The 19,489-nt window shown below is 32.1% G+C and carries 18 protein-coding genes; 13 read left to right on the top strand and 5 right to left on the bottom strand.

All coding sequences use genetic code 11. From position 1 onward, the window contains the following. From dnaK to HMPREF9943_RS07800, 3 genes are read left to right on the top strand one after another with little or no spacing between them, the layout of a single operon-like run. A complete protein-coding gene (gene dnaK, locus HMPREF9943_RS07810; RefSeq protein WP_004803712.1) occupies window positions 1–1,809 on the top strand; it encodes a molecular chaperone DnaK in 1,809 nt (602 codons plus the stop codon). A 50-nt stretch (window positions 1,810–1,859) separates the two neighbouring features. Beyond that, a complete protein-coding gene (dnaJ, locus tag HMPREF9943_RS07805) occupies window positions 1,860–2,987 on the top strand; it encodes a molecular chaperone DnaJ (RefSeq protein WP_004803709.1) in 1,128 nt (375 codons plus the stop codon). A gap of 38 nt (window positions 2,988–3,025) precedes the next feature. After that, window positions 3,026–3,697 carry a YjjG family noncanonical pyrimidine nucleotidase gene (locus tag HMPREF9943_RS07800; protein WP_004803707.1) on the top strand — a complete coding sequence of 224 codons (672 nt, stop codon included), beginning with the start codon at window positions 3,026–3,028 and terminating at the stop codon, window positions 3,695–3,697. A gap of 31 nt (window positions 3,698–3,728) precedes the next feature. Here HMPREF9943_RS07800 and rpmB read toward each other — a convergent pair whose 3' ends face one another. Beyond that, on the bottom strand, window positions 3,729–3,917 hold the full coding sequence (gene rpmB / locus HMPREF9943_RS07795) for a 50S ribosomal protein L28 (RefSeq protein ID WP_004803705.1): 189 nt from the start codon (window positions 3,915–3,917) through the stop codon (window positions 3,729–3,731). Window positions 3,918–4,121: 204 nt separating this feature from the next. Here rpmB and HMPREF9943_RS07790 point away from each other — a divergent pair, with 204 nt between their 5' ends. The 3 genes from HMPREF9943_RS07790 (at window position 4,122) to HMPREF9943_RS07780 (ending at window position 7,277) form a co-directional block, all read left to right on the top strand. Then, window positions 4,122–4,478: an Asp23/Gls24 family envelope stress response protein gene (locus tag HMPREF9943_RS07790; RefSeq protein WP_004803703.1), complete on the top strand. Its 357-nt coding sequence runs from the start codon at window positions 4,122–4,124 to the stop codon at window positions 4,476–4,478. 1 nt (window position 4,479) lies between these two features. Next, a complete protein-coding gene (locus HMPREF9943_RS07785; RefSeq protein WP_004803701.1) occupies window positions 4,480–6,111 on the top strand; it encodes a DAK2 domain-containing protein in 1,632 nt (543 codons plus the stop codon). Between the two features lie 86 nt (window positions 6,112–6,197). After that, complete coding sequence (locus HMPREF9943_RS07780; RefSeq protein ID WP_004803700.1) at window positions 6,198–7,277, top strand: radical SAM/SPASM domain-containing protein; 1,080 nt, start codon at window positions 6,198–6,200, stop codon at window positions 7,275–7,277. 1 nt (window position 7,278) lies between these two features. Here HMPREF9943_RS07780 and HMPREF9943_RS07775 read toward each other — a convergent pair whose 3' ends face one another. Then, window positions 7,279–8,046 carry a MurR/RpiR family transcriptional regulator gene (locus HMPREF9943_RS07775; protein WP_004803698.1) on the bottom strand — a complete coding sequence of 256 codons (768 nt, stop codon included), beginning with the start codon at window positions 8,044–8,046 and terminating at the stop codon, window positions 7,279–7,281. A 172-nt stretch (window positions 8,047–8,218) separates the two neighbouring features. On the opposite strand from HMPREF9943_RS07775, the gene HMPREF9943_RS07770 reads away from it, so the two are divergent. Genes HMPREF9943_RS07770 through HMPREF9943_RS07755 form a run of 4 tightly spaced genes read left to right on the top strand, consistent with a single transcriptional unit; the run spans window position 8,219 to window position 12,181 of the window. After that, complete coding sequence (locus HMPREF9943_RS07770; protein WP_004803696.1) at window positions 8,219–9,514, top strand: PTS sugar transporter subunit IIC; 1,296 nt, start codon at window positions 8,219–8,221, stop codon at window positions 9,512–9,514. A gap of 33 nt (window positions 9,515–9,547) precedes the next feature. Further along, window positions 9,548–11,035, top strand: a complete 1,488-nt coding sequence (locus HMPREF9943_RS07765; RefSeq protein ID WP_004803695.1) for a sulfatase family protein — start codon at window positions 9,548–9,550, stop codon at window positions 11,033–11,035. Window positions 11,036–11,057: 22 nt separating this feature from the next. After that, on the top strand, window positions 11,058–11,612 hold the full coding sequence (locus HMPREF9943_RS07760) for a chromate transporter (protein WP_004803693.1): 555 nt from the start codon (window positions 11,058–11,060) through the stop codon (window positions 11,610–11,612). Beyond that, window positions 11,609–12,181 (top strand): chromate transporter, encoded by a 573-nt coding sequence (locus HMPREF9943_RS07755; RefSeq protein WP_004803691.1) that lies wholly within the window; start codon window positions 11,609–11,611, stop codon window positions 12,179–12,181. Before HMPREF9943_RS07760 ends, HMPREF9943_RS07755 begins: the two co-directional genes overlap by 4 nt. Before the next feature lie 702 nt (window positions 12,182–12,883). Here the strand turns inward: HMPREF9943_RS07755 and HMPREF9943_RS07750 are convergent. Next, window positions 12,884–13,729, bottom strand: a complete 846-nt coding sequence (locus tag HMPREF9943_RS07750; protein ID WP_004803689.1) for a tRNA 2-thiocytidine(32) synthetase TtcA — start codon at window positions 13,727–13,729, stop codon at window positions 12,884–12,886. Then, a complete protein-coding gene (locus tag HMPREF9943_RS07745) occupies window positions 13,722–14,834 on the bottom strand; it encodes a cysteine desulfurase family protein (RefSeq protein ID WP_004803687.1) in 1,113 nt (370 codons plus the stop codon). The genes HMPREF9943_RS07750 and HMPREF9943_RS07745 overlap by 8 nt, the downstream gene beginning before the upstream one ends. A gap of 101 nt (window positions 14,835–14,935) precedes the next feature. Between HMPREF9943_RS07745 and recG the strand changes: the two genes are divergently transcribed. The 3 genes from recG to rnc are packed head-to-tail and all read left to right on the top strand — an operon-like array spanning window position 14,936 to window position 18,639. Continuing rightward, window positions 14,936–16,936: an ATP-dependent DNA helicase RecG gene (gene recG / locus HMPREF9943_RS07740; protein WP_004803685.1), complete on the top strand. Its 2,001-nt coding sequence runs from the start codon at window positions 14,936–14,938 to the stop codon at window positions 16,934–16,936. A 31-nt stretch (window positions 16,937–16,967) separates the two neighbouring features. Continuing rightward, window positions 16,968–17,954, top strand: coding sequence for a phosphate acyltransferase PlsX (gene plsX / locus HMPREF9943_RS07735; protein WP_040402799.1), 987 nt, complete (start codon window positions 16,968–16,970; stop codon window positions 17,952–17,954). After that, window positions 17,941–18,639, top strand: a complete 699-nt coding sequence (gene rnc, locus HMPREF9943_RS07730; protein WP_004803681.1) for a ribonuclease III — start codon at window positions 17,941–17,943, stop codon at window positions 18,637–18,639. The genes plsX and rnc overlap by 14 nt, the downstream gene beginning before the upstream one ends. 28 nt (window positions 18,640–18,667) lie before the next feature. On the opposite strand, the gene HMPREF9943_RS07725 is transcribed toward rnc, so the two are convergent. Next, window positions 18,668–19,372: a YoaK family protein gene (locus tag HMPREF9943_RS07725; RefSeq protein WP_004803679.1), complete on the bottom strand. Its 705-nt coding sequence runs from the start codon at window positions 19,370–19,372 to the stop codon at window positions 18,668–18,670. Between the last annotated feature and the right edge of the window lie 117 nt (window positions 19,373–19,489).

Here is a 19,489-nt window from a genome sequence, read left to right as displayed (position 1 = left end):
ATGAGTAAAATTATTGGTATTGATTTAGGAACAACAAATTCATGTGTAAGTGTTATGGAGAATGGGGAAGCAAAAGTTATTGCTAATCCTGAAGGTGCGAGAACAACTCCATCAGTTGTAGCTTTTAAAAATGGAGAAATCATTGTCGGTGAAGCTGCTAAGCGTCAGGCAGTCACAAATCCGGATACAGTATCTTCTATTAAAAGGCATATGGGTTCTTCATATAAAGAACATGTTAATGGAAAAGATTATACACCGGAAGAAATTTCTGCAATGATCTTACAAAATTTAAAAGCAACTGCTGAAGCTTATTTAGGCGAAACGGTTACTAAAGCAGTTATTACTGTTCCGGCATATTTTAATGATGCACAGCGTCAGGCTACTAAGGATGCCGGAAAAATTGCCGGATTAGATGTAGAACGTATTATTAATGAACCTACTGCTGCTGCACTTGCTTTTGGTATTGATAAGATTGAAAAAGAACAGAAAGTTCTTGTATATGACTTAGGTGGTGGAACATTTGATGTTTCTATTCTTGATTTGGCCGATGGTACTTTTGAAGTACTGGCAACTGCCGGTAATAATCACTTAGGTGGAGATGACTTTGATAAGGTTATCATGGATTATATTGTTGCTGAATTTAAGAAAGAACAGGGTATTGACTTATCAAATGATAAGATGGCTATGCAGAGAGTAAAGGATGCTGCTGAAAAAGCTAAAAAAGATTTATCCGGAATGCTTCAGACACAAATTTCTTTACCATTTATTTCAGCAGGAGCTAGTGGTCCGGTACATTTAGAAATGACACTGACAAGAGCAAAATTTGATGAATTGACAGCTTCTTTAGTAGCAGCTACTGAAGAACCTGTAAGACAGGCATTAAGCGATGCCGGGATTTCACCAAATCAGATTGATGAAGTTTTATTAGTTGGTGGATCTACAAGAATTATTGCGGTTCAGGATTCAGTGAAAAGGCTGCTTGGCAAGGAACCAAATAAATCAGTAAATCCGGATGAAGTTGTATCAATGGGTGCTTCTATTCAGGGTGGTGTTATTGCTGGTGATGTAAAAGATGTCTTATTATTAGATGTGACACCATTATCATTGGGTATTGAAACAATGGGTGGTGTAATGACAGTCTTAATTGAAAGAAATACGACTATTCCTACTACAAAATCTCAGATATTCTCTACTGCTGCTGATAATCAGCCGGCAGTTGATATCAATGTTTTACAAGGTGAAAGATCAATGGCCAAAGATAATAAGCAGTTAGGTTTATTTAAGCTTGATGGTATTGAACCGGCACCTAGAGGTGTACCTCAGATTGAAGTAACATTCAATATTGATGTTAATGGTATTGTTAATGTTAAGGCGAAAGACTTAAAAACAAATAAAGAACAGTCTATCACAATTCAGAATTCAACAGGTTTAAGTGATGATGAAATTGATAGAATGGTTAAAGAAGCAGAAGCTAATAAAGCAGAAGATGAGAAGAAGCGTAAAGATATTGAAACAAGAAATAAAGCTGAACAGATGATTAATGAAATTGATAAAGCCTTGAAAGATCAGGGTGATAAGATTTCTCCTGATCAGAAAACTCAGGCTGAAAGCTTAAGAGATGATTTAAAGAAAGCTTTAGATACTAATGATATGGCTACTTTAGAAGCTCGTATGAGTGAGTTAGAACAGATGGCTCAGCAGATGGCAAGTTATCAGTATCAGCAGAATACTCAAAGTGGTACAGATAATGCTGCATCAGGCAATGCAAATGATGACGTTGTTGATGCTGATTACACTGAAAAGAATTAAAATAAAGCCAAGGGAAAACCTTGGCTTTGTATTGTAAAGAAGGGATAGCTATGGCTAATAAAAGAGATTATTATGAAGTGCTGGGTGTTTCAAAAACAGCCGGTGCAGAAGAAATAAAAAAAGCTTATCGAAAACTAGCTAAAAAATATCATCCTGATGTTAATAAAGAAGCTGGTGCTGAAGAAAAATTCAAAGAGGTTCAGGAAGCATATGATGTATTATCGGATGATAATAAAAAAGCAGCTTATGATCGTTATGGTCACTCAGCTTTTGATCAGAATGCCGGTGGCTTTGGCGGTGCCGGAGGCTTTGGCGGCGGCTTTGGTTTTGAAGATGTTGATTTAGGAGATATTTTTGGATCATTTTTTGGTGGTGGACAAACTCGTTCAAGACGACAAACCGGACCGCAGAAAGGTGATGATCGCTTTGCTCAAATAGAAATTGATTTCATGGATGCTATTAAAGGCAAGAAGACAGATATTAAAATATCCTATGATGAACCTTGTAGTCATTGTCATGGCAGTGGTGCTGAATCATCACAAGATATTACAAGATGTTCGCGATGTGGAGGAACTGGTACGATTCGTACACAGCAGCGCTCTCCATTTGGTACTTTTGTTAATCAGACAACTTGTCCGGAATGTAATGGTACAGGAAAGAAAATTACTAAGGCGTGTTCGCAGTGTCATGGTAAGGGATATATACATAAGACAATTACTGTTGAATTGAATATACCTGCCGGTATTAATACACATCAGCAGCTGCGTGTCTCAGGCAAAGGAGAACGTGGTATAAATGGCGGTCCTAATGGTGATTTATATGTAGAAATCTATGTACGACCACATAAATATTTTACAAGAAAAAATAATGATATTTATATAGAAGTACCAATTTCTGTTGTAGATGCTGCCTTAGGATGTGAAGTAGATGTACCAACTGTTTATGGTGATGTGACAATGAAGATTCCTGCCGGCACACAAAGCGGTTCTGTATTAAGATTGAAAGGTAAAGGAATCAAAAGTATTCGAGGTAATGTACAGGGAGATCAGTTTGTTAGTGTGAATGTAGAAGTTCCTAAAAAGCTTACTAAGAAAGAGAGAGATCTCTATGAAAAATTAAGAAATGAAGGCAGCAAAGAAACTATCTTTGATACTTTTAAGAAGGCATTTAAGGCATAGAGCCGGCTAGGCCGGCTCTATTTTGATATGGGGTATATATGAAAATATTATGGGATATAGATGGAACATTACTTGATTTTAAGAAATCAGAATATGTTTCTTTGAAGACATTATTGAAAGAAAATAATATTAGTCTTACAGATGATCTTTTAAGTGAATATCTGATAATTAATAAGAAATACTGGAAGAATATAGAGAATGGAAGAATTGAAAGAACTAGAGCATTAGAAGATAGATTCAAAGACTTCTTTCAATTCATTAATCGTCAGGATATAAACTGCCAGGCATTTAATTATCAATATCAAAAATCTTTATCTAAGAATACTTTTTTAGAAAAACATGCGTTAAATACATTGGCATTATGTCAGAATCATGAACAGTATGTTGTAACCAATGGTTCTAAAATAGCTCAGCAAGGCAAGCTTGAAAGTACAGGAATACAGTTATTTATTAAGCAGAGTTTTATTTCTGAGGAAATCGGTTATGAAAAACCTCATATCAGCTTTTTTGATTATGTAAAGAAAATGACTGATTATGACTGTAATCAGACAATTATTATAGGAGATAGTCTGACAAGCGATATAAAGGGAGGAATTAATGCAGATATTCTAACATGCTGGTATAATCCTGAAGGAATATTAAATGAAACAGATATTATCCCTGATTATCAGATCAGTTCACTTTTAGAAGTAAAACAGATTGTTGGATAAAATAAAAAACGGCAAGTATGCCGTTTTATTATTATTGAGCATTTTTTCTTAATGTTCTTAATTCTCTAGCTGTTAGTTTAACTTTAGTTGGTTTACCATCTACTAAAATTGTAGCTTTCTGTAAGTTAACATTCCATCTTCTTCTAGTAGCATTTAATGCATGAGAACGATTATTACCTGTGATAGGTCCTTTTCCACTTAACTGACTTTTTCTAGACATGATTCTCACTCCTTTAAACGTTTTTTACATACTCGTAGATGATAACACTCAGATGATTAAAATGCAATAGTTTTTTGTTAAATAATCATTTAAAATAGTAAAATATTGGCGTATGTGTTTACAATTTTTAAGTGTTTTGTTAATATAATAAAGAATAAACTAAAGATATTATACTATAAAGTATTTATATATAGGAGGGAAAGTATGATTCAGAAAACAACTGATTTGGGGCGTATTGATTTATCTAATGATGTCATTGCGACTATCTGTGGCGGCGCAGCTACTGAATGCTATGGTGTTGTAGGTATGGCGAGCCAGAAAATGAGTGATGGTTTTTATGATTTATTAAAAAAGGATAATTATTCTAAAGGAATTGTTGTCGAAGAAGGTGCCGGCGGAGCAATTGTTAATCTTTATATAATTATAGGATATGGCATTAAAATTTCTGAGATTGTTTATGAAGTTCAGAAAAAAGTTAAATATGTATTAGAAAACACTTTAGATATTGATGTAGAAGCTGTTAATGTCTATGTCCAGAGTATTAAGGTAATGGAGGATTAACATGAAGACAGTTAATGGTAAAATGTTTAGAGAGATGGTTATGACAGGTGCTATTGTTTTGCATAATAATCATCCGGAAATTGATGCATTGAATGTATTTCCTGTACCGGATGGAGATACCGGAACAAATATGTCATTAACATTCACTAATGGATCTAATGAGGTAGAAGCACTTGAAAGTGATGATTTATTTGAGATTTCAAAGAAACTATCTAAAGGATTATTAATGGGTGCCAGAGGAAATTCAGGAGTTATTCTTTCTCAGATTTTTAGAGGTGTTTCTAAATCATTAAAAGGAAAAACAGAGGTTAATGCTGTTGAATTAGCTGATGCTTTTGCAAATGGAGCAAAAGTTGCTTATAAGGCTGTTATGAGACCGGTTGAAGGAACGATACTTACAGTTATCAGAGAAGCCAGTGAAGCAGGTGTTGCTTATGCTAAAGAAGATATGGAAATTGAAGATTTCTTTTCATATTTTGTAAAAGCAGCAAATGATTCATTAGATCACACACCTGAATTACTTCCTGTTTTAAAAGAAGTTGGTGTTGTAGATTCCGGAGGTGCCGGATTATTACTTGTTTTAACAGGTTTCTTAAGTGCACTGGCAGGTGAAACTATTGAAAGAATTGATGTGACATCAGAAGGCAATAAAGCAAAAGAAACAATTGATCGTGCTATGGCGGAAAAAGAAGCAGAAACAAAGTATGATTATCAGTTAGAATATTCATTTAAGATTGATGAAGGAAAAGAAAAAGCATTTACTGCTGAACGCTTTAAAAATGAATTAGAACGTTTACCGAGCGGAAATATTAAAATTATTGAAGATAATGGTATTATTAAAGCCAATGTTGCTACAGATAAGCCTGGCAATGCCTTAAATGTTGGACAGAGATATGGAACTTTAGGGAAGATTGAAATTAAGAATATTACTGAAGTTAGCTTTAAAGCACCGGAATTAAAAGAAGAACCTGAAAAGGAAGTTGCTATCATTTCTGTATCTGCCGGTGAGGGTATTAAGGATATGTTTATGGAATTACATTGTGATTTTGTCGTTAGTGGTGGACAGACAATGAATCCGGCAACAGAAGACTTGGTAGAAGCTATTAGAAATGTTAATGCAAAACATGTTATTGTATTACCGAATAATTCTAATATTATTATGACTGCTCAGCAGGCAGCTACTGTATTAGAAGATGAGATAGATGTAATTGTAATTCCTTCTAAAACTATACCGCAAGGATTATCAGCTTGTATTATGTATAATACAGAAGCAGATTTAGATACAAATGTAGCAGAAATGACAGAAGCATTAAGTAATGTAAAAACAGGGCAGGTTACATTTGCAATCAAAGATACAAACATTGATGGATTAGATATAAGAGCTAATGAATATATGGCATTACAGGAGAAAAAAATTACTGCCTGTATGCCAAATAAGCTGGATGCTCTCAAGGAAACGGTATCCGGCCTTGCTGATGAGGATTCTGAAGTTATTACACTTATTTGTGGTGAAGATATTACCAAGGAAGAAAAAGAAGAAGCAAAGAATTATATTGAAAATAATTATGATGCTGAATTAGAAGTTGTTGATGGAAAACAGCCGGTTTATTCATTTATTGTAGGTATTGAATAAAAAAGTAATGAAAACGTCGATATTATCGGCGTTTTTAAACTTCTCTAATAATGCTTTTTTAAAATAATAAAGGAGTGTGAGAAATAATGGAGCAAATTTCATTATTAATAAAGCCTGCATCATCATTATGCAATATGAATTGCCGTTATTGCTTTTATGCTGATGTAACTAGTCATCGGCATTCTTTATCACCTGGAATTATGAATAATAAGGTTATGATTTCTATTATTGAAAAGGGACTATCATTTGGCATAGTTCATTTTGCTTTTCAGGGAGGAGAACCTACATTTGCAGGATTAAATTTTTTTAAAAACTTTATAACAGAAGTAAATAAAAGGAAAAGTAATCAAAAGATAAGTTATGCTATTCAGACAAATGGAACATTATTAGATGAAGAATGGCTCCGATTCTTTAAAAATAATGATTTTTTAATTGGTGTTTCTATAGATGGGACAAAGGCATGTCATGATTCTTTAAGAAGTATAGGAAATAAACCAACTTTTGATAGAATTATAAATAATATTCATCTTATGAAGAAGTTCGGGTTAAGAATAAATATTCTTACTGTTATTACTCCTCTGCTTACTGATTCAGTAGAAGAAATCTATACTTTTTATAAAAAAGAAGGCTTTTCACATATTCAGTTTATTCCTTGTCTTCCCGATCTTAATCAATTGTCTAATAATTTTTCTTTATCACCATATAAGTTTTATGAATTTTATAAGAAATTATTTAATTTATGGTATCAGGATTATTTAAAAGGTAAATATGTTTCGATTTCACTATTTGAGGATCTGATTATGATCTTTAGTGGAAGAATGCCACGTACATGTGGAATGCTTGGTTCATGTCAGATTCAATATATCATTGAATCTGATGGAAATGTTTATCCTTGTGATTTTTATGCTCTTGATTGTTATAGGATGGGGAATATTCTTACTGATGAATTAGATACTATGAGAGAAGGGGAAACTGCACAGGAATTTATACGAAAGCCGGAAAGTCTTGATAATATATGCCTAAAATGCCGTTTTGTGAATATTTGTCAGGGCAACTGCAAAAGAATGAAAAGTATTTTGATTGATAAAGATTATTGCGGCTATCAGATGTTTTTGGAAGAAACATATCAAATATTTTATACTATAGCAAAAGAACTAAGCTATTAGCTTAGTTCTTTTGAATTCTATAAGCTATTTCGGCAAGAAGTATTTCTATAAAAACAAAGAAAAGTGCCTGATTATCTAAGAAAGATGATTCAGAGGCATCCGATATGGATGGTAGAATTATGGAATAAGAAGCTTCATTAAGCAAAGCGGTCTGAGCACAGCTGATAATAATAACAGCAACCCCATTTTTTCTTGCTTTTTTAATATAATTTTTATAAAACTTGCTTCTAGCCTGTGTAGTAAAGAAAATAATAAGGTCATCTTTTTCAAGATAATCAATAATCTGATCAAAAAGAATTAAACCTCTAATGGCTTCAGCATCATATCCTATTTTTGCTAGTCTATGTCTAAACTGCATGGCAGCAGTATAACTTCGATTCTGCCCAAAAATTTTAACATATCTGGCATTTGCAATTTTTTTAGCAATAAATGAAACATCATCTAGAGAAATAGTTTCATTAATTTGTCTAATAAAACCGGCATAGAGAGAAGTAATTGATTGGATTGTATCCATAGTTTCATTTTCATTTTCTCTGCCTCCGGAGACAATATAACGAGTCATTTCAAATTTGAATTCAGAAAATCCTTTATAGCCAATCTTTTTTGAAAAACGGATGATTGCTGCTTTAGAAGCAGGAATCTCTTTTGCCAGCATTTCAACATTAAAGCGTGTAATAGAGTTTGGATGTTTTTTAATATATTCATAAATATTATAATCTTTTTTAGTATAAATATTTTTATAAAAATCTAATTTTTCAAGAGGATTCATAATTAACCGCCTTTCTCATTTATCATACCTTCTTTTTTCTTTTGAAACAAGATTAATAATAAAATGAAATAATTTTTAAATTATTATTGAAATAAATTTTAAAAGGTATAATATAATATTGTAATAATTTTCAATTTATTTTTTGTCATTAACTAGAAAAAGGAGGAAAAATATGGGCAAAATAAATGAATTCTTAGAACGCACTTTAGTACCTTTAGCAAATAAGCTAGGTCAAAACAAGTATTTAAATTCTATCTCCACAGGTTTTTCTTATTTGTTACCTGTTGTTATGGTAGGAGCATTGTTTACTCTTATAAGTTCGTTAAACTTTCAGCCTTATCAGGCTCTCATTACAAAAACCGGTATTAAAACATTATTTTCATTTGCATCAACAGTCACTACTGATATGTTAGCTGTTTATACTGTTTTTTTGATTGCTAAGGCTTTTGGTGAAAAAGAAGGTTATGGGAAAGAAAGTCTTTTTATTGCTACGACAGCTTTAGTTTCATTTATGCTGATGATTCCATTGAAGTCAGTTAAAACTAATGGTATGACAGCTGCGTTTTTACCAACACGTTTTCTAGGTTCGGCGGGATTGTTTTCAGCAATGATTATTGCTTTGTTTTCAGCAAAAATTTATCTTATTATTCTTAAAAAAGATATTACTATTAAATTGCCTGAGTCTGTACCGCCAACAATTTCAAAAAGTTTCAGTGCAATTATACCAAGTTTAATAATTGTCTTCATATTTAGTTTCATTAGATTAGGATTTTCTTTTACCTCTTATGGAGATTTAAATTCATTAATTTATTCTGTTATCCAATCACCATTAGTCAGTCTAGGAAGAAGTCCGTTAACTTTTGTATTTTGTACAGCATTATGTTCGTTATTGTGGTTCTTTGGTATTCATGGTGGTATGATAGTTATGCCAATATTAAATACATTGTATATGCCAACATTATTAGAAAATTTAGCAGCATATCAGGGCGGGAAAGCTTTACCTAATTTGATTACTCAATCTACATGGATGAATTTTGCTTCTCTTGGCGGAGCAGGAGGGACTTTAGGCCTTTGTATATTAATGCTTTTTTTAGCAAAAAGTGAACGTTATAAATCTTTGGGAAAGCTAGCTATTATTCCGGGTATTTGTGGTATTAATGAACCTATTACTTTTGGTTTTCCAATGGTACTAAATACAGTAATGTTAATTCCTATGATTATAACACCAATGATTACATTTGGTATTTCTTATCTATGCATGTCAATTGGTCTCGTTCCTTTTCCAAATGGTGTAGCAAATGCATTAGGAACACCAATAGGGCTTTCCGCATTAATGACTGTTGGATGGCAAGGAACTATTCTACAGTTAATATTAGTTATAGTTCAAATGGCAGTTTATTATCCGTTTTTTAAAGCTGCTGATAATAATGCTTTAAAAGATGAAAAAATGATAGAAGAAAAGGTATAATTATGCTTTTTCTCGTGTTTTGAGGAGGTATCTATGAGTAAAAAAAATAATATATTATTATTTGTAGCAGATCAAATGCGAGCTGATTCTATGCATCATATGGGGAATGAAGCTTCTCTTACACCCAATCTTGATGACATCCTAAATAATGGTATTTCATTTGAAAATGCATATTGTCAGAATCCTGTATGTGTTCCATCACGATGCAGTTTTTTAACAGGACTTTATCCACATACCACAGGTCATCGTACTATGCATTATTTACAAAGAAATCAGGAAGAACCAAATATTCTTAAAGAAATGAAAAATAATGGATATGAAGTCATATGGATTGGAAGAAATGATATTATTCCCGGAAACAGATCTAAAGAGGCTTATTGTGATGAGTATTATGATGGCTTTTCATTGGAAAATAAAGTTTCTGATAAAGAATCCTTTTTTATGAAGCATACATCTTCTCATAAGAAGAAAGTTACTGAAGCAGAAATGAAAGATGATTCGTATTATTCATTTTATCTAGGGAAAATACCTAATCAGGGATCTTCTGAGATCGATTGGAATTGTATTCAAAGCACTGTAGATTATTTAGATCGTAAAAGTAAAGAACCACAAGGAAAACCTTTCTTTATTTATTGTACACTTCTTTTTCCGCATCCTCCTTATGGATGTGAAGAGCCATGGTATTCTATGATTGATAGAAGTAAGATAACTCAAAGACGACCTAATATTGCTACACTCAAAGATCGTGCCAGTATGCTTTATGGAATTGAGTCTAAACAGCAGTTGCAAACTTGGAGTGATGAACGCTTTACAGAATTAAGGGCAACTTATTTAGCTATGGTTTCTCGTTTAGATTATCAGTTTGGTATAGTAGTAAATAAACTAAAAGAAACAGGATTTTATGATGACACAAATATTATTGCATGGTCTGATCATGGTGATTATACAGGGGATTATAATATTGTAGAAAAAGTTCAGAACTGTTTTGAAAATCCTGTTAGTAATGTACCATTGCTTATTAAGCCGGCCAAAAATATTCCTTGTAAGCCAAGGAAAACAAAAGCACTGGGACAGCTTCTGGATATTCCGGCTACTATTGCTGATATGTGTGGAATAAAATTGTCATATACACAATTTGGTCAATCAATGTTGCACGTTGTTGCAGGTGATGATGAACACCGTGATGCAGTATTTTGTGAAGGTGGAAGAATTCATGGAGAAACTCAGGCTATGGAAGGCGGTCATGGAAGGGAGTCTGTTTATTGGCCTCGTCTTTCTACACAATCCAGTGAAGGACCGGAGCATACAAAAGCATGTATGATTCGTATGGGTAATATTAAGTATACTATGAGATTATATGAGCAAGATGAACTATATGATTTAGAAAAAGATCCGCTAGAACTTAAAAATGAAATTAATAATCCTGAATATAAGGAAATAATTATTCAATTAAAAGAAAGATTGTTACAATATTATATGGAAACAGGAGACTTTGTTCCAATGGGAACAGACATAAGATAATTTTAAAGAAAGAAGCGATAAAATGAAGAAAAAGCTAATCACATTGTTTATATCCACGTTCTATTTAAGTGCCTTTACATTTGGCGGAGGATATGTCATTGTAACACTAATGAGAAAGAAGTTTGTCAGCGGGCTTCACTGGATTGAAGAAGATGAAATGCTTGATTTAGTGGCAATAGCTCAAAGTGCTCCCGGAGCGATTGCTGTTAATGGGGCAATAGTTGTAGGATATAAGATTGCCGGATTGCCTGGAGTTTTTATTGCATCTTTAGGGACAATCATACCGCCTTTTCTTATCATTTCACTTATTTCATTTGTTTATCAGATATTAAAAAGCAATATTATTATATCTTTGATGTTAGAAGGGATGCAGGCAGGAGTAGGGGCAGTTATTGCTTCAGTATGCTTTGAATTGGGGTCCGGCATATTAAAAGAAAAATCACCTATTTATATAGTTGTCATGATAGGATCCTTTATAGCTAGTTACTTTTTTAAGATTAATGTGATGATTGTTATTATTTCATGTATTTTAATAGGGATAGTTTATTCATTAAAGGAAAGAAAGGAGCAAAAATGATTTATGTAAAACTGTTCTTAAGCTTTCTTCAGGTAGGTATTTTAAGTTTTGGCGGAGGCTATGCCTCTATGCCCATTATTCAGTCACAGGTTGTCGATTATCATAGATGGCTGTCCTTATCTGAATTTACTGATCTGATTTCTATCTCACAAATGACTCCCGGTCCAATTGCTATCAATTCAGCAACATTTGTAGGCATAAAAGTCGCAGGCATTCCCGGTGCACTGGTCGCCACCTTGGGATGTATTCTGCCTTCCATTATCATAGTAAGTATGATCAGTTATTTGTATCTTAAATATCGTAAAATGGATCTTCTTCAGAATGTATTAAAAATGCTAAGGCCAGCTGTTGTTGCTCTTATTTCTACGGCAGGTGTTTCTATTCTGATAACAGCTTTTTTTGGTGAATCAGGTATTGTTTTATTAAGTAATTTAAAAATCCAAATGGTTATTATTTTTAGTATATGTGTATTTCTGCTTCTTAAAATGGAAATTGATCCTATTCTGATTATGATATTAGCAGGGTTAATGAATGTTATTCAGCATTATCTGATTTCTTATTTAAGTTAAAGGCTTTTTATTATTTATTAGAAAGTGATATAATTATTTGTGGAAAGAAAAGTATAACTTGTAGACTATCAGATTGATTATAAAAAAACTATTTATATGATCAGACATGGTGAAATACTTTTTAATAAGTTAAGAAGAGTACAACTCCATTAATGCCTTAGGAATAAGACAGGCATTAGAAGTTAAAAAATATTTTGATTATATTTATATTTCAACATCTGAAAGATATTCTGACATATCAGAATTAATCACTGATTTTTCTTATAAGAGAATGAAAGGATTAAAAGAAATGAACTTTGGAAGATTTTGTGAAGACAAGATTTATTTCATCTTCTCTTTTTAGATAGAATTCTCTAAAACAAAACGAGAATTATTAGTTATATGAATAAGAAAAACATAACTGTCTGTTTTTTTACTATTATAGTAGCATTAACAGTATTAAGATTTTAATAATCATTAGAATCAACAAGAAGACCAAAACCTAATGAATCTTAAATTTAAGATAGTCTTTTTAAAGCTGACTAATAGTATTAGCAATGAGCTTAAATTCAATTGAGTAATGTAAAAAGATTTAGCTGTATTAGTATGGCTTTTTAACAAGTAACTGCTAAAAATATTCTTCCTATGTTTGCACAGCCTTTTCTTTATTTTATTAGATATTAAAAACAAAGAAAAGACGATTATTTTTAATATGCTCCCTGTCTACTTGATAGGGGGCATATCTTTTTCGTAATCGTCTAAAAAACTCATTTCTTTATTATGTAGTTTATATTTAATAACACAGTCTAAATTGACATTATGCATGGATACAAATATATTATGATCAATATGAGGATTATCTTTACGCATTGTTTTAATGAATTCTTTGATAACTTTTCTTTTACTTGTTCCATCATTAATTAAAGAACATCCTTCTGTAAAGCGACAGGCACAGTTAATAAATGTCAGATTATTGGCATCTCGCCATCTGATAATAGCTTCTTCTTTTACCTGATAGAGAGGTCTAATTAATTCAATACCTTTATAGTTTTCACTGTGAAGCTTAGGCATCATAGTTTTTATTTCACTGCCGTAGAACATAGATAGTAATGTTGTTTCAATGACATCATCAAAATGATGACCTAAAGCAATTTTATTACAGGCTAAGCTTTGAGCCTGTTTATATAAGTATCCTCTGCGCATTCTGGCACAGAAATAACAGGGATTTTTAAAATCTCCGGAACTGACAGCATTAAATATATTTGTTTCAAAAATTTCTAAAGGAATACCTAAGTCATCAGCATTATCTTCAATATAGTCACGATTATATTGATTATATCCCGGATCCATACAAACATAATGAGCTTCAAAATGAATCTTTCCATGTCTTTGAAGCTCCTGAATACATTTAGCCAATAGAAAAGAATCTTTTCCTCCGCTAATACATACCATAATACGATCTCCTTCATTAATCAGTTGATAATCTTTTAAAGATTTAATGAAATTATGCCATATTTCCTTACGATAAGTTTTAATAATACTTCTTTCTACTTCTTTTTGTTTAATCATCAAAATTCTCCTTATAAATTTGATCAAAGGCATTTTTAAAAATTTCAATATCTTCTTTAGTATTGAGATGCGAGATACTTAAGCGAATAGAAGAGGAAGCATATTGTCTGTTATGAGTTAAGGCATAAACAGGCTTGCTTGGTGTATGAGCCGGGCAGCAGGATGTTTTTGCTGAAAGATAGATATCTTTACTTTCAAATAGTTGAGCTAATATATCTGCTTTGATAGAAGGTAAAGAAAAATTGATAATATGGGGTAAGGAAGTCTTTGTTGAATTTATATGCACATGAGTATAATGAGAAAGAAAATCATACAATTCATCATGATAAGCTAATACCTTATAGTATCTTTCTTCTTGCTTTTCTAATGCAATGGTCAAAGCCTTATCAAAAGCAATAATATTAGCTGCTACCGGTGTGCCGCTTCTAAATATAGTCGTTGAACGTCCGCCATCAATTAATGAATGTAAGCCGATGTCTTTCTTTTTTAGCAGGGCACCTGTACCATTCATTCCATAAAATTTATGTGGAGTTAAGGTTACCAAATCAGTATCACTATAATCAATAAAGACTTTTCCAATAGATTGAGAAGCATCTGTATGAAAATAAGTATTGGTGTTTTTTAAAAGTTTAGCAATCTCCTTAATTGGTTGAAGAATGGCTAATTCTGAATCAGCAGTTGTCACACTAACAAGAATAGTATCTTCTCTTAGTTTTGAAGAAAGACTATTTAAGTCAATTTGTCCATTATGATCAAGTGGAAGAATTTCTATCTCTATATTTTTAATAGATGTTAATGAAGCAGTTATAGAATTATGTTCAAAAGGACTGATTAAAACATGTCTTCCTTTATTTCTGTATCTTTCCAGTAATCCCTTAACAGCAAGATTATTCGCTTCAGTTGCACCGGAAGTATAGATAACTTCTTTATCAGTTTTTAAAATCTCTTTAATATGATTTGTTGATTGTTCAATTAGCTGATTGACTTCTCTTCCCAATTTATGAAAAGAATTAGGATTAGCATAATATTTTTTTGTAATATGATAAAAAGTATCTAGAACATCCTGATTTACAGGAGGATTAGCTGCAAAATCAAAATAAGTCATAATCTTCCTCTCTTTCTTAACTTTATTATCTTAATATTTTAATAGCTTGATGTCAATGAAGCCGTGTTTTCATTGATTAAGAAATATGATAAAATACAATTATGAATGAACTAAAGAAAATTACCAGCTCAAACAATAGAATATTACTGCTTAATGAAAGTCATATTCATACGCTAACTGATCTGATTTTACATTTGCCCTATCGATATGAAGAAATAGAAGAAGAATGGATAGAAGGTGATGGACCTATTTGTGTAGAAGGAATAGTCTGCGGTTCTGCTAAGAATGCTTATTATGGCAGGATGTCTCGCTTAATTGTTCCGATAAGCATTAGAGGAAAAGTTTATCAGGTTACTATTTTTAATCGTCATTTTTTGATACAGTATCTTCTTATGGATAGAAGAGTGACAATTATAGGAAAAAAAGAAGGCAATAGAATTACTGCTAGTCAGATTGTTACAAAGACTCTTGATCAGCAAAGAGGTCTTCATCCTGTTTATTCACTTAAAGAAGGATTAACTAATAAAGTATTTTCTAATTATGTTAAAAAAGCATTTGATCTTATCAGTGAAATAGATGATTTTATACCGGAAGATTATAAACAGAAATATCATTTTCAAAGTAAATTAAAAGCTTTAAAAGAAATTCATTTTCCTTCATCAAAAGAGTCTCTTGTAAAAGCAATGAAAATGTTTAAATATGAAGAATTTCTTAAATTTCAGCTAACAATGCAGTATATAAAAATACAAAGAGAACAAGAAATAGGTCTATCAAAAAGATTTTCTATAAATGATATAAATGATTATTTATCTTCCCTGCCTTTTCATTTGACTGATGATCAGCAGCAGGCTGTTAAAGATATCTTAAAAGATCTTGCGAAGCCGATTATTATGTATCGTTTTTTGCAAGGTGATGTTGGCAGCGGTAAGACAGTTGTTAGCAGTATTGCTTTATATGCAAATTATTTAGCCGGGTATCAGGGAGCCTTAATGGCGCCAACTGAAGTACTGGCAGTACAGCATTATAAGACACTTAGTCATTATTTTAGAAATACTGATATCAAATTAGCTCTTTTAACAGGGACTCTTAGTTTAAAGGAAAAGGAGAATATATATAAGTGTCTGGAAAATCATGAAGTAGATGTTATAATAGGTACTCATGCTTTGTTTCAGGAGAAAGTTAATTATCATAAGTTGGGTTTAGTTATTACTGATGAGCAGCATCGTTTTGGCGTTGAGCAGCGAAAAGCTTTAAAGGATAAAGGAAAGAATAGTGATTTTATGGTTATGTCTGCTACGCCTATTCCTCGTACTTTAGCTTTAACTTTGTTTGGTGATATGGATGTTTCTACAATCAAAACGAAGCCGACAGGCAGACTGGAAACAAAGACGGTTTATTATTTTGGAAAATCGGTTAAACCTTTTTTAAAGGAACTTAAGGATTATCTTGCTTCATTGGGACAGGTATATGTGATTTGTCCAATGATTGAAGAAAATGAAGATCAGTCTTTAAAAAGTGCAGAACAGGTTTATCAGGCAATGAGCAAATATTTTAAAGGACAATATCAAATTGGACTGCTTCATGGTCATTTAAAAGATGAAGAAAAGAATAAGGTAATGGATGATTTTTCTTCTAATAGAATACAGATACTTGTATCTACGACTGTGATTGAAGTGGGAATAGATGTTAAAAATGCAAATATGATGATTATTTATGACGCAGATAGATTCGGATTAAGTCAGATTCATCAGTTAAGAGGTCGTGTTGGCAGAGGAGCCATTCAAGGAAGATGTTTTCTTTTAAGTACCAGTAAGAAAGAAGAAACAATTGAACGCTTAAGATTTTTAGAATCACATAGTGATGGTTTTGAAATATCAGAATATGATTTATCTTTAAGAGGTCCGGGAGAAGTCTTAGGTGATAAGCAAAGCGGTATGCCTTCTTTTGTACTGGGTGACCTTGTAAAAGATTATAAAATACTGGAAACTGCTAGAAATGATGCAATTAAGATTATTGAAGATTATTATAAATATGATGAATATAAACAGTATATTGAAAAAATTATTGAAAATATAAAAAGCGGTAATGAATATATAGATTAACTATGCTATAATGCTCAAATGGGGTGAGAATATGAAATTAGCAATTGATGCCATGAGTGGCGATTTAGGAAGTCGAATTGTTGTTGATGCTTGTCTGAAATTTGTTGAAAAGCATCCGAATGTTAAGCTGTTGGTTACTGGAAAACAGGAGGAGTTAACACTATTAAACAATTATTCTAATGTTGAAATAATAGATGCAAGAGATGTTGTTGCAATGACTGATAGTGTTTTGGGAGTTAGAAGAAAGAAAGAGTCTTCATTAGTAAAAGCTTTAATGCTTTCCAGTGACAACAGAGCGGATGGAGTTGTATCATGCGGCTCTACAGGGGCTTATTATACTGCTGCAATGCTTTTTGGACATCGTTTAGAAAATGTAGAGAAATCATGTTTAATGGCTCAGCTTCCTACTGTTAATGGAAAAGGAACATGTCTTTTAGATGTCGGAGCCAATGCTTCTAATACGGCATCACAGCTAGAATCTTTTGCAATTATGGGATCAGTTTATGCATCTGCTATTAATCATATAGAACATCCTACTGTTGCTCTATTAAATATTGGTACAGAAGATCATAAAGGCGATGAAGTACATACAGAAGCTTATCGTCTTTTATCAGCCAACAAGAATATTCATTTTATTGGGAATATTGAAGGTAGAGATCTTTTGATGGGAGAAGTTGATGTTATTGTGACGGATGGATTTAGCGGTAATATTGCTTTAAAATCTATGGAAGGAACAGCTATTATTTTAATGAAATTAATGAAAGAAAGCTTAATGTCTGATTTTAAAGGGAAAATAGGAGCATTACTTGCTAAAAAGAATTTGTACTCTCTTAAAGACCGTTTTGATTATAAATCTGTTGGCGGTGCTTTAATGATGGGATTTGATAAAGCTATTGTAAAGGCTCATGGAGGCAGTGATGCTGTTGCTTTTTTATCAGCAATGGAATTGACCTATACAATGGTTAAAGAAAATGTTGTTGAAAAAATGAAAGAAGGAATGAAAAATGAAAATTCTTGATTATCTAATCAAAGAAAATATACCTTTTCATAGCTTAAAATATTATAAACAGGCTTTTACGCATTCTTCTTATGCAAATGAAGCACAGAACAAATTGGAAGATTATGAAAGATTAGAATTTATGGGAGATGCTGTTTTACAGCTGTTTGTTTCTGAATATCTTTTTAAATCTTATCCTGATTATCCGGAAGGAGAATTGACAACCTTAAGATCTAAATTAGTTAGAGAAGAATCGCTTGCTAAATTTGCCAGAGAATTGAGACTGGAAGAACTGATTTATTTAGGTGTTGGTGAGGAAAAGAGCGGGGGCAGAGATCGTGACAGTGTTCTTTGTGATATTTTTGAGTCATTTGTAGGTGCACTTTATCTTGACTGCGGGAAAAAAGAAGTTATTAAAATACTTCATAAAACAATCTTTAAGCATGTAGATGATGTATTTCATTCTGAAGAGATTATAGACTATAAAACTAAGCTGCAGGAGCTTATTCAGGCTGATGATAGACGCAGTGTAACATATAAGCTTATTGCTGAAACTGGACCGGCTAATGCACCGGAGTTTACAATTAATGTAACTCTGGATGGTATGGTTCTTGGAACAGGAAAGGGAACAAGCAAGAAAAAAGCTGAACAGCAGTCAGCGAAAGATGCTTTATTAAAGATGGCTAAGACAAAAGAAAAAGACTAAAAAACAAAGTATTGAGGTACTTTGTTTTTTAGTGTCCTTGGGGAATCTGATAATGGCGATCTTTTTCTTTAATCAAATCTGCTCTTAATAAGTCAATGAATAGTATAATTAGTATAATATTTGCGAATAAGATAGCTGAACTTTTAAATAAATGACCAAGTATTGTGGAAACAATTACACCTGTAATAAAAGTAATAATCATACCCAAATGTTTAAGAAATCTTATTAAATATGTTTTTTCTTCTCGTTTTCTTAGCCATCTGACAAAATAGCTTCCTGTTTGTCTAACATGATTTGTTACAAAAGTAGTGGACATGGGAATACCTTCTGATTGTCTAAAAGTATTAAACTGCATTGCACACATAAAACCGATACTAGATGTATAGATAATATCAGATGTATAACTAGGCAATAAGCCTAATATAGTTATAATAATAATATCTATACCTATAAGCAATGTATCCCATCTTAGAAAATGAATTTTATGAAACAGCCAGGCAAGATGCTCAGAAAGCATTGTTCCTATAAAATAAGCAGTCATACTGGAAAAAATTGAAGCAGCTTTTGAAAAATTATTATCAGCTATCGCAATACCAAATAATACCAAATTAGCAGTCTGTGCATTAGAAAAGACATGACCGCGAACTGTCAAAGTATAGGCTCCATAAAATCCCGCTACAAATATTAGTAAAAGAAAAACATGATATTTTTCACATTCTAAATAATCTTCCATAATTATCACCTGAGACATTATAACTCAATTTTAATAGAAAATTAAAGATATTTATAAGAAATTCGTATGTTTACTTTATTTTCCTGACATATTAGAGTAAAATGTATACAATTTAGG

The sequence above is a fragment of the Eggerthia catenaformis OT 569 = DSM 20559 genome (genome assembly GCF_000340375.1).
Taxonomy (GTDB): Bacteria; Bacillota_I; Bacilli_A; order Erysipelotrichales; family Coprobacillaceae; genus Eggerthia; species Eggerthia catenaformis.
This window is presented reverse-complemented; position numbering and strand designations above follow the sequence as displayed.

Coding starts and splice junctions, on each gene's coding strand:
- dnaK (WP_004803712.1), top strand. CDS start 1: ATGAGTAAAATTATTGGTATTGATTTAGGAACAACAAATTCATGTGTA.
- dnaJ (WP_004803709.1), top strand. CDS start 1,860: ATGGCTAATAAAAGAGATTATTATGAAGTGCTGGGTGTTTCAAAAACA.
- HMPREF9943_RS07800 (WP_004803707.1), top strand. CDS start 3,026: ATGAAAATATTATGGGATATAGATGGAACATTACTTGATTTTAAGAAA.
- rpmB (WP_004803705.1), bottom strand. CDS start 3,917: ATGTCTAGAAAAAGTCAGTTAAGTGGAAAAGGACCTATCACAGGTAAT.
- HMPREF9943_RS07790 (WP_004803703.1), top strand. CDS start 4,122: ATGATTCAGAAAACAACTGATTTGGGGCGTATTGATTTATCTAATGAT.
- HMPREF9943_RS07785 (WP_004803701.1), top strand. CDS start 4,480: ATGAAGACAGTTAATGGTAAAATGTTTAGAGAGATGGTTATGACAGGT.
- HMPREF9943_RS07780 (WP_004803700.1), top strand. CDS start 6,198: ATGGAGCAAATTTCATTATTAATAAAGCCTGCATCATCATTATGCAAT.
- HMPREF9943_RS07775 (WP_004803698.1), bottom strand. CDS start 8,046: ATGAATCCTCTTGAAAAATTAGATTTTTATAAAAATATTTATACTAAA.
- HMPREF9943_RS07770 (WP_004803696.1), top strand. CDS start 8,219: ATGGGCAAAATAAATGAATTCTTAGAACGCACTTTAGTACCTTTAGCA.
- HMPREF9943_RS07765 (WP_004803695.1), top strand. CDS start 9,548: ATGAGTAAAAAAAATAATATATTATTATTTGTAGCAGATCAAATGCGA.
- HMPREF9943_RS07760 (WP_004803693.1), top strand. CDS start 11,058: ATGAAGAAAAAGCTAATCACATTGTTTATATCCACGTTCTATTTAAGT.
- HMPREF9943_RS07755 (WP_004803691.1), top strand. CDS start 11,609: ATGATTTATGTAAAACTGTTCTTAAGCTTTCTTCAGGTAGGTATTTTA.
- HMPREF9943_RS07750 (WP_004803689.1), bottom strand. CDS start 13,729: ATGATTAAACAAAAAGAAGTAGAAAGAAGTATTATTAAAACTTATCGT.
- HMPREF9943_RS07745 (WP_004803687.1), bottom strand. CDS start 14,834: ATGACTTATTTTGATTTTGCAGCTAATCCTCCTGTAAATCAGGATGTT.
- recG (WP_004803685.1), top strand. CDS start 14,936: ATGAATGAACTAAAGAAAATTACCAGCTCAAACAATAGAATATTACTG.
- plsX (WP_040402799.1), top strand. CDS start 16,968: ATGAAATTAGCAATTGATGCCATGAGTGGCGATTTAGGAAGTCGAATT.
- rnc (WP_004803681.1), top strand. CDS start 17,941: ATGAAAATTCTTGATTATCTAATCAAAGAAAATATACCTTTTCATAGC.
- HMPREF9943_RS07725 (WP_004803679.1), bottom strand. CDS start 19,372: ATGGAAGATTATTTAGAATGTGAAAAATATCATGTTTTTCTTTTACTA.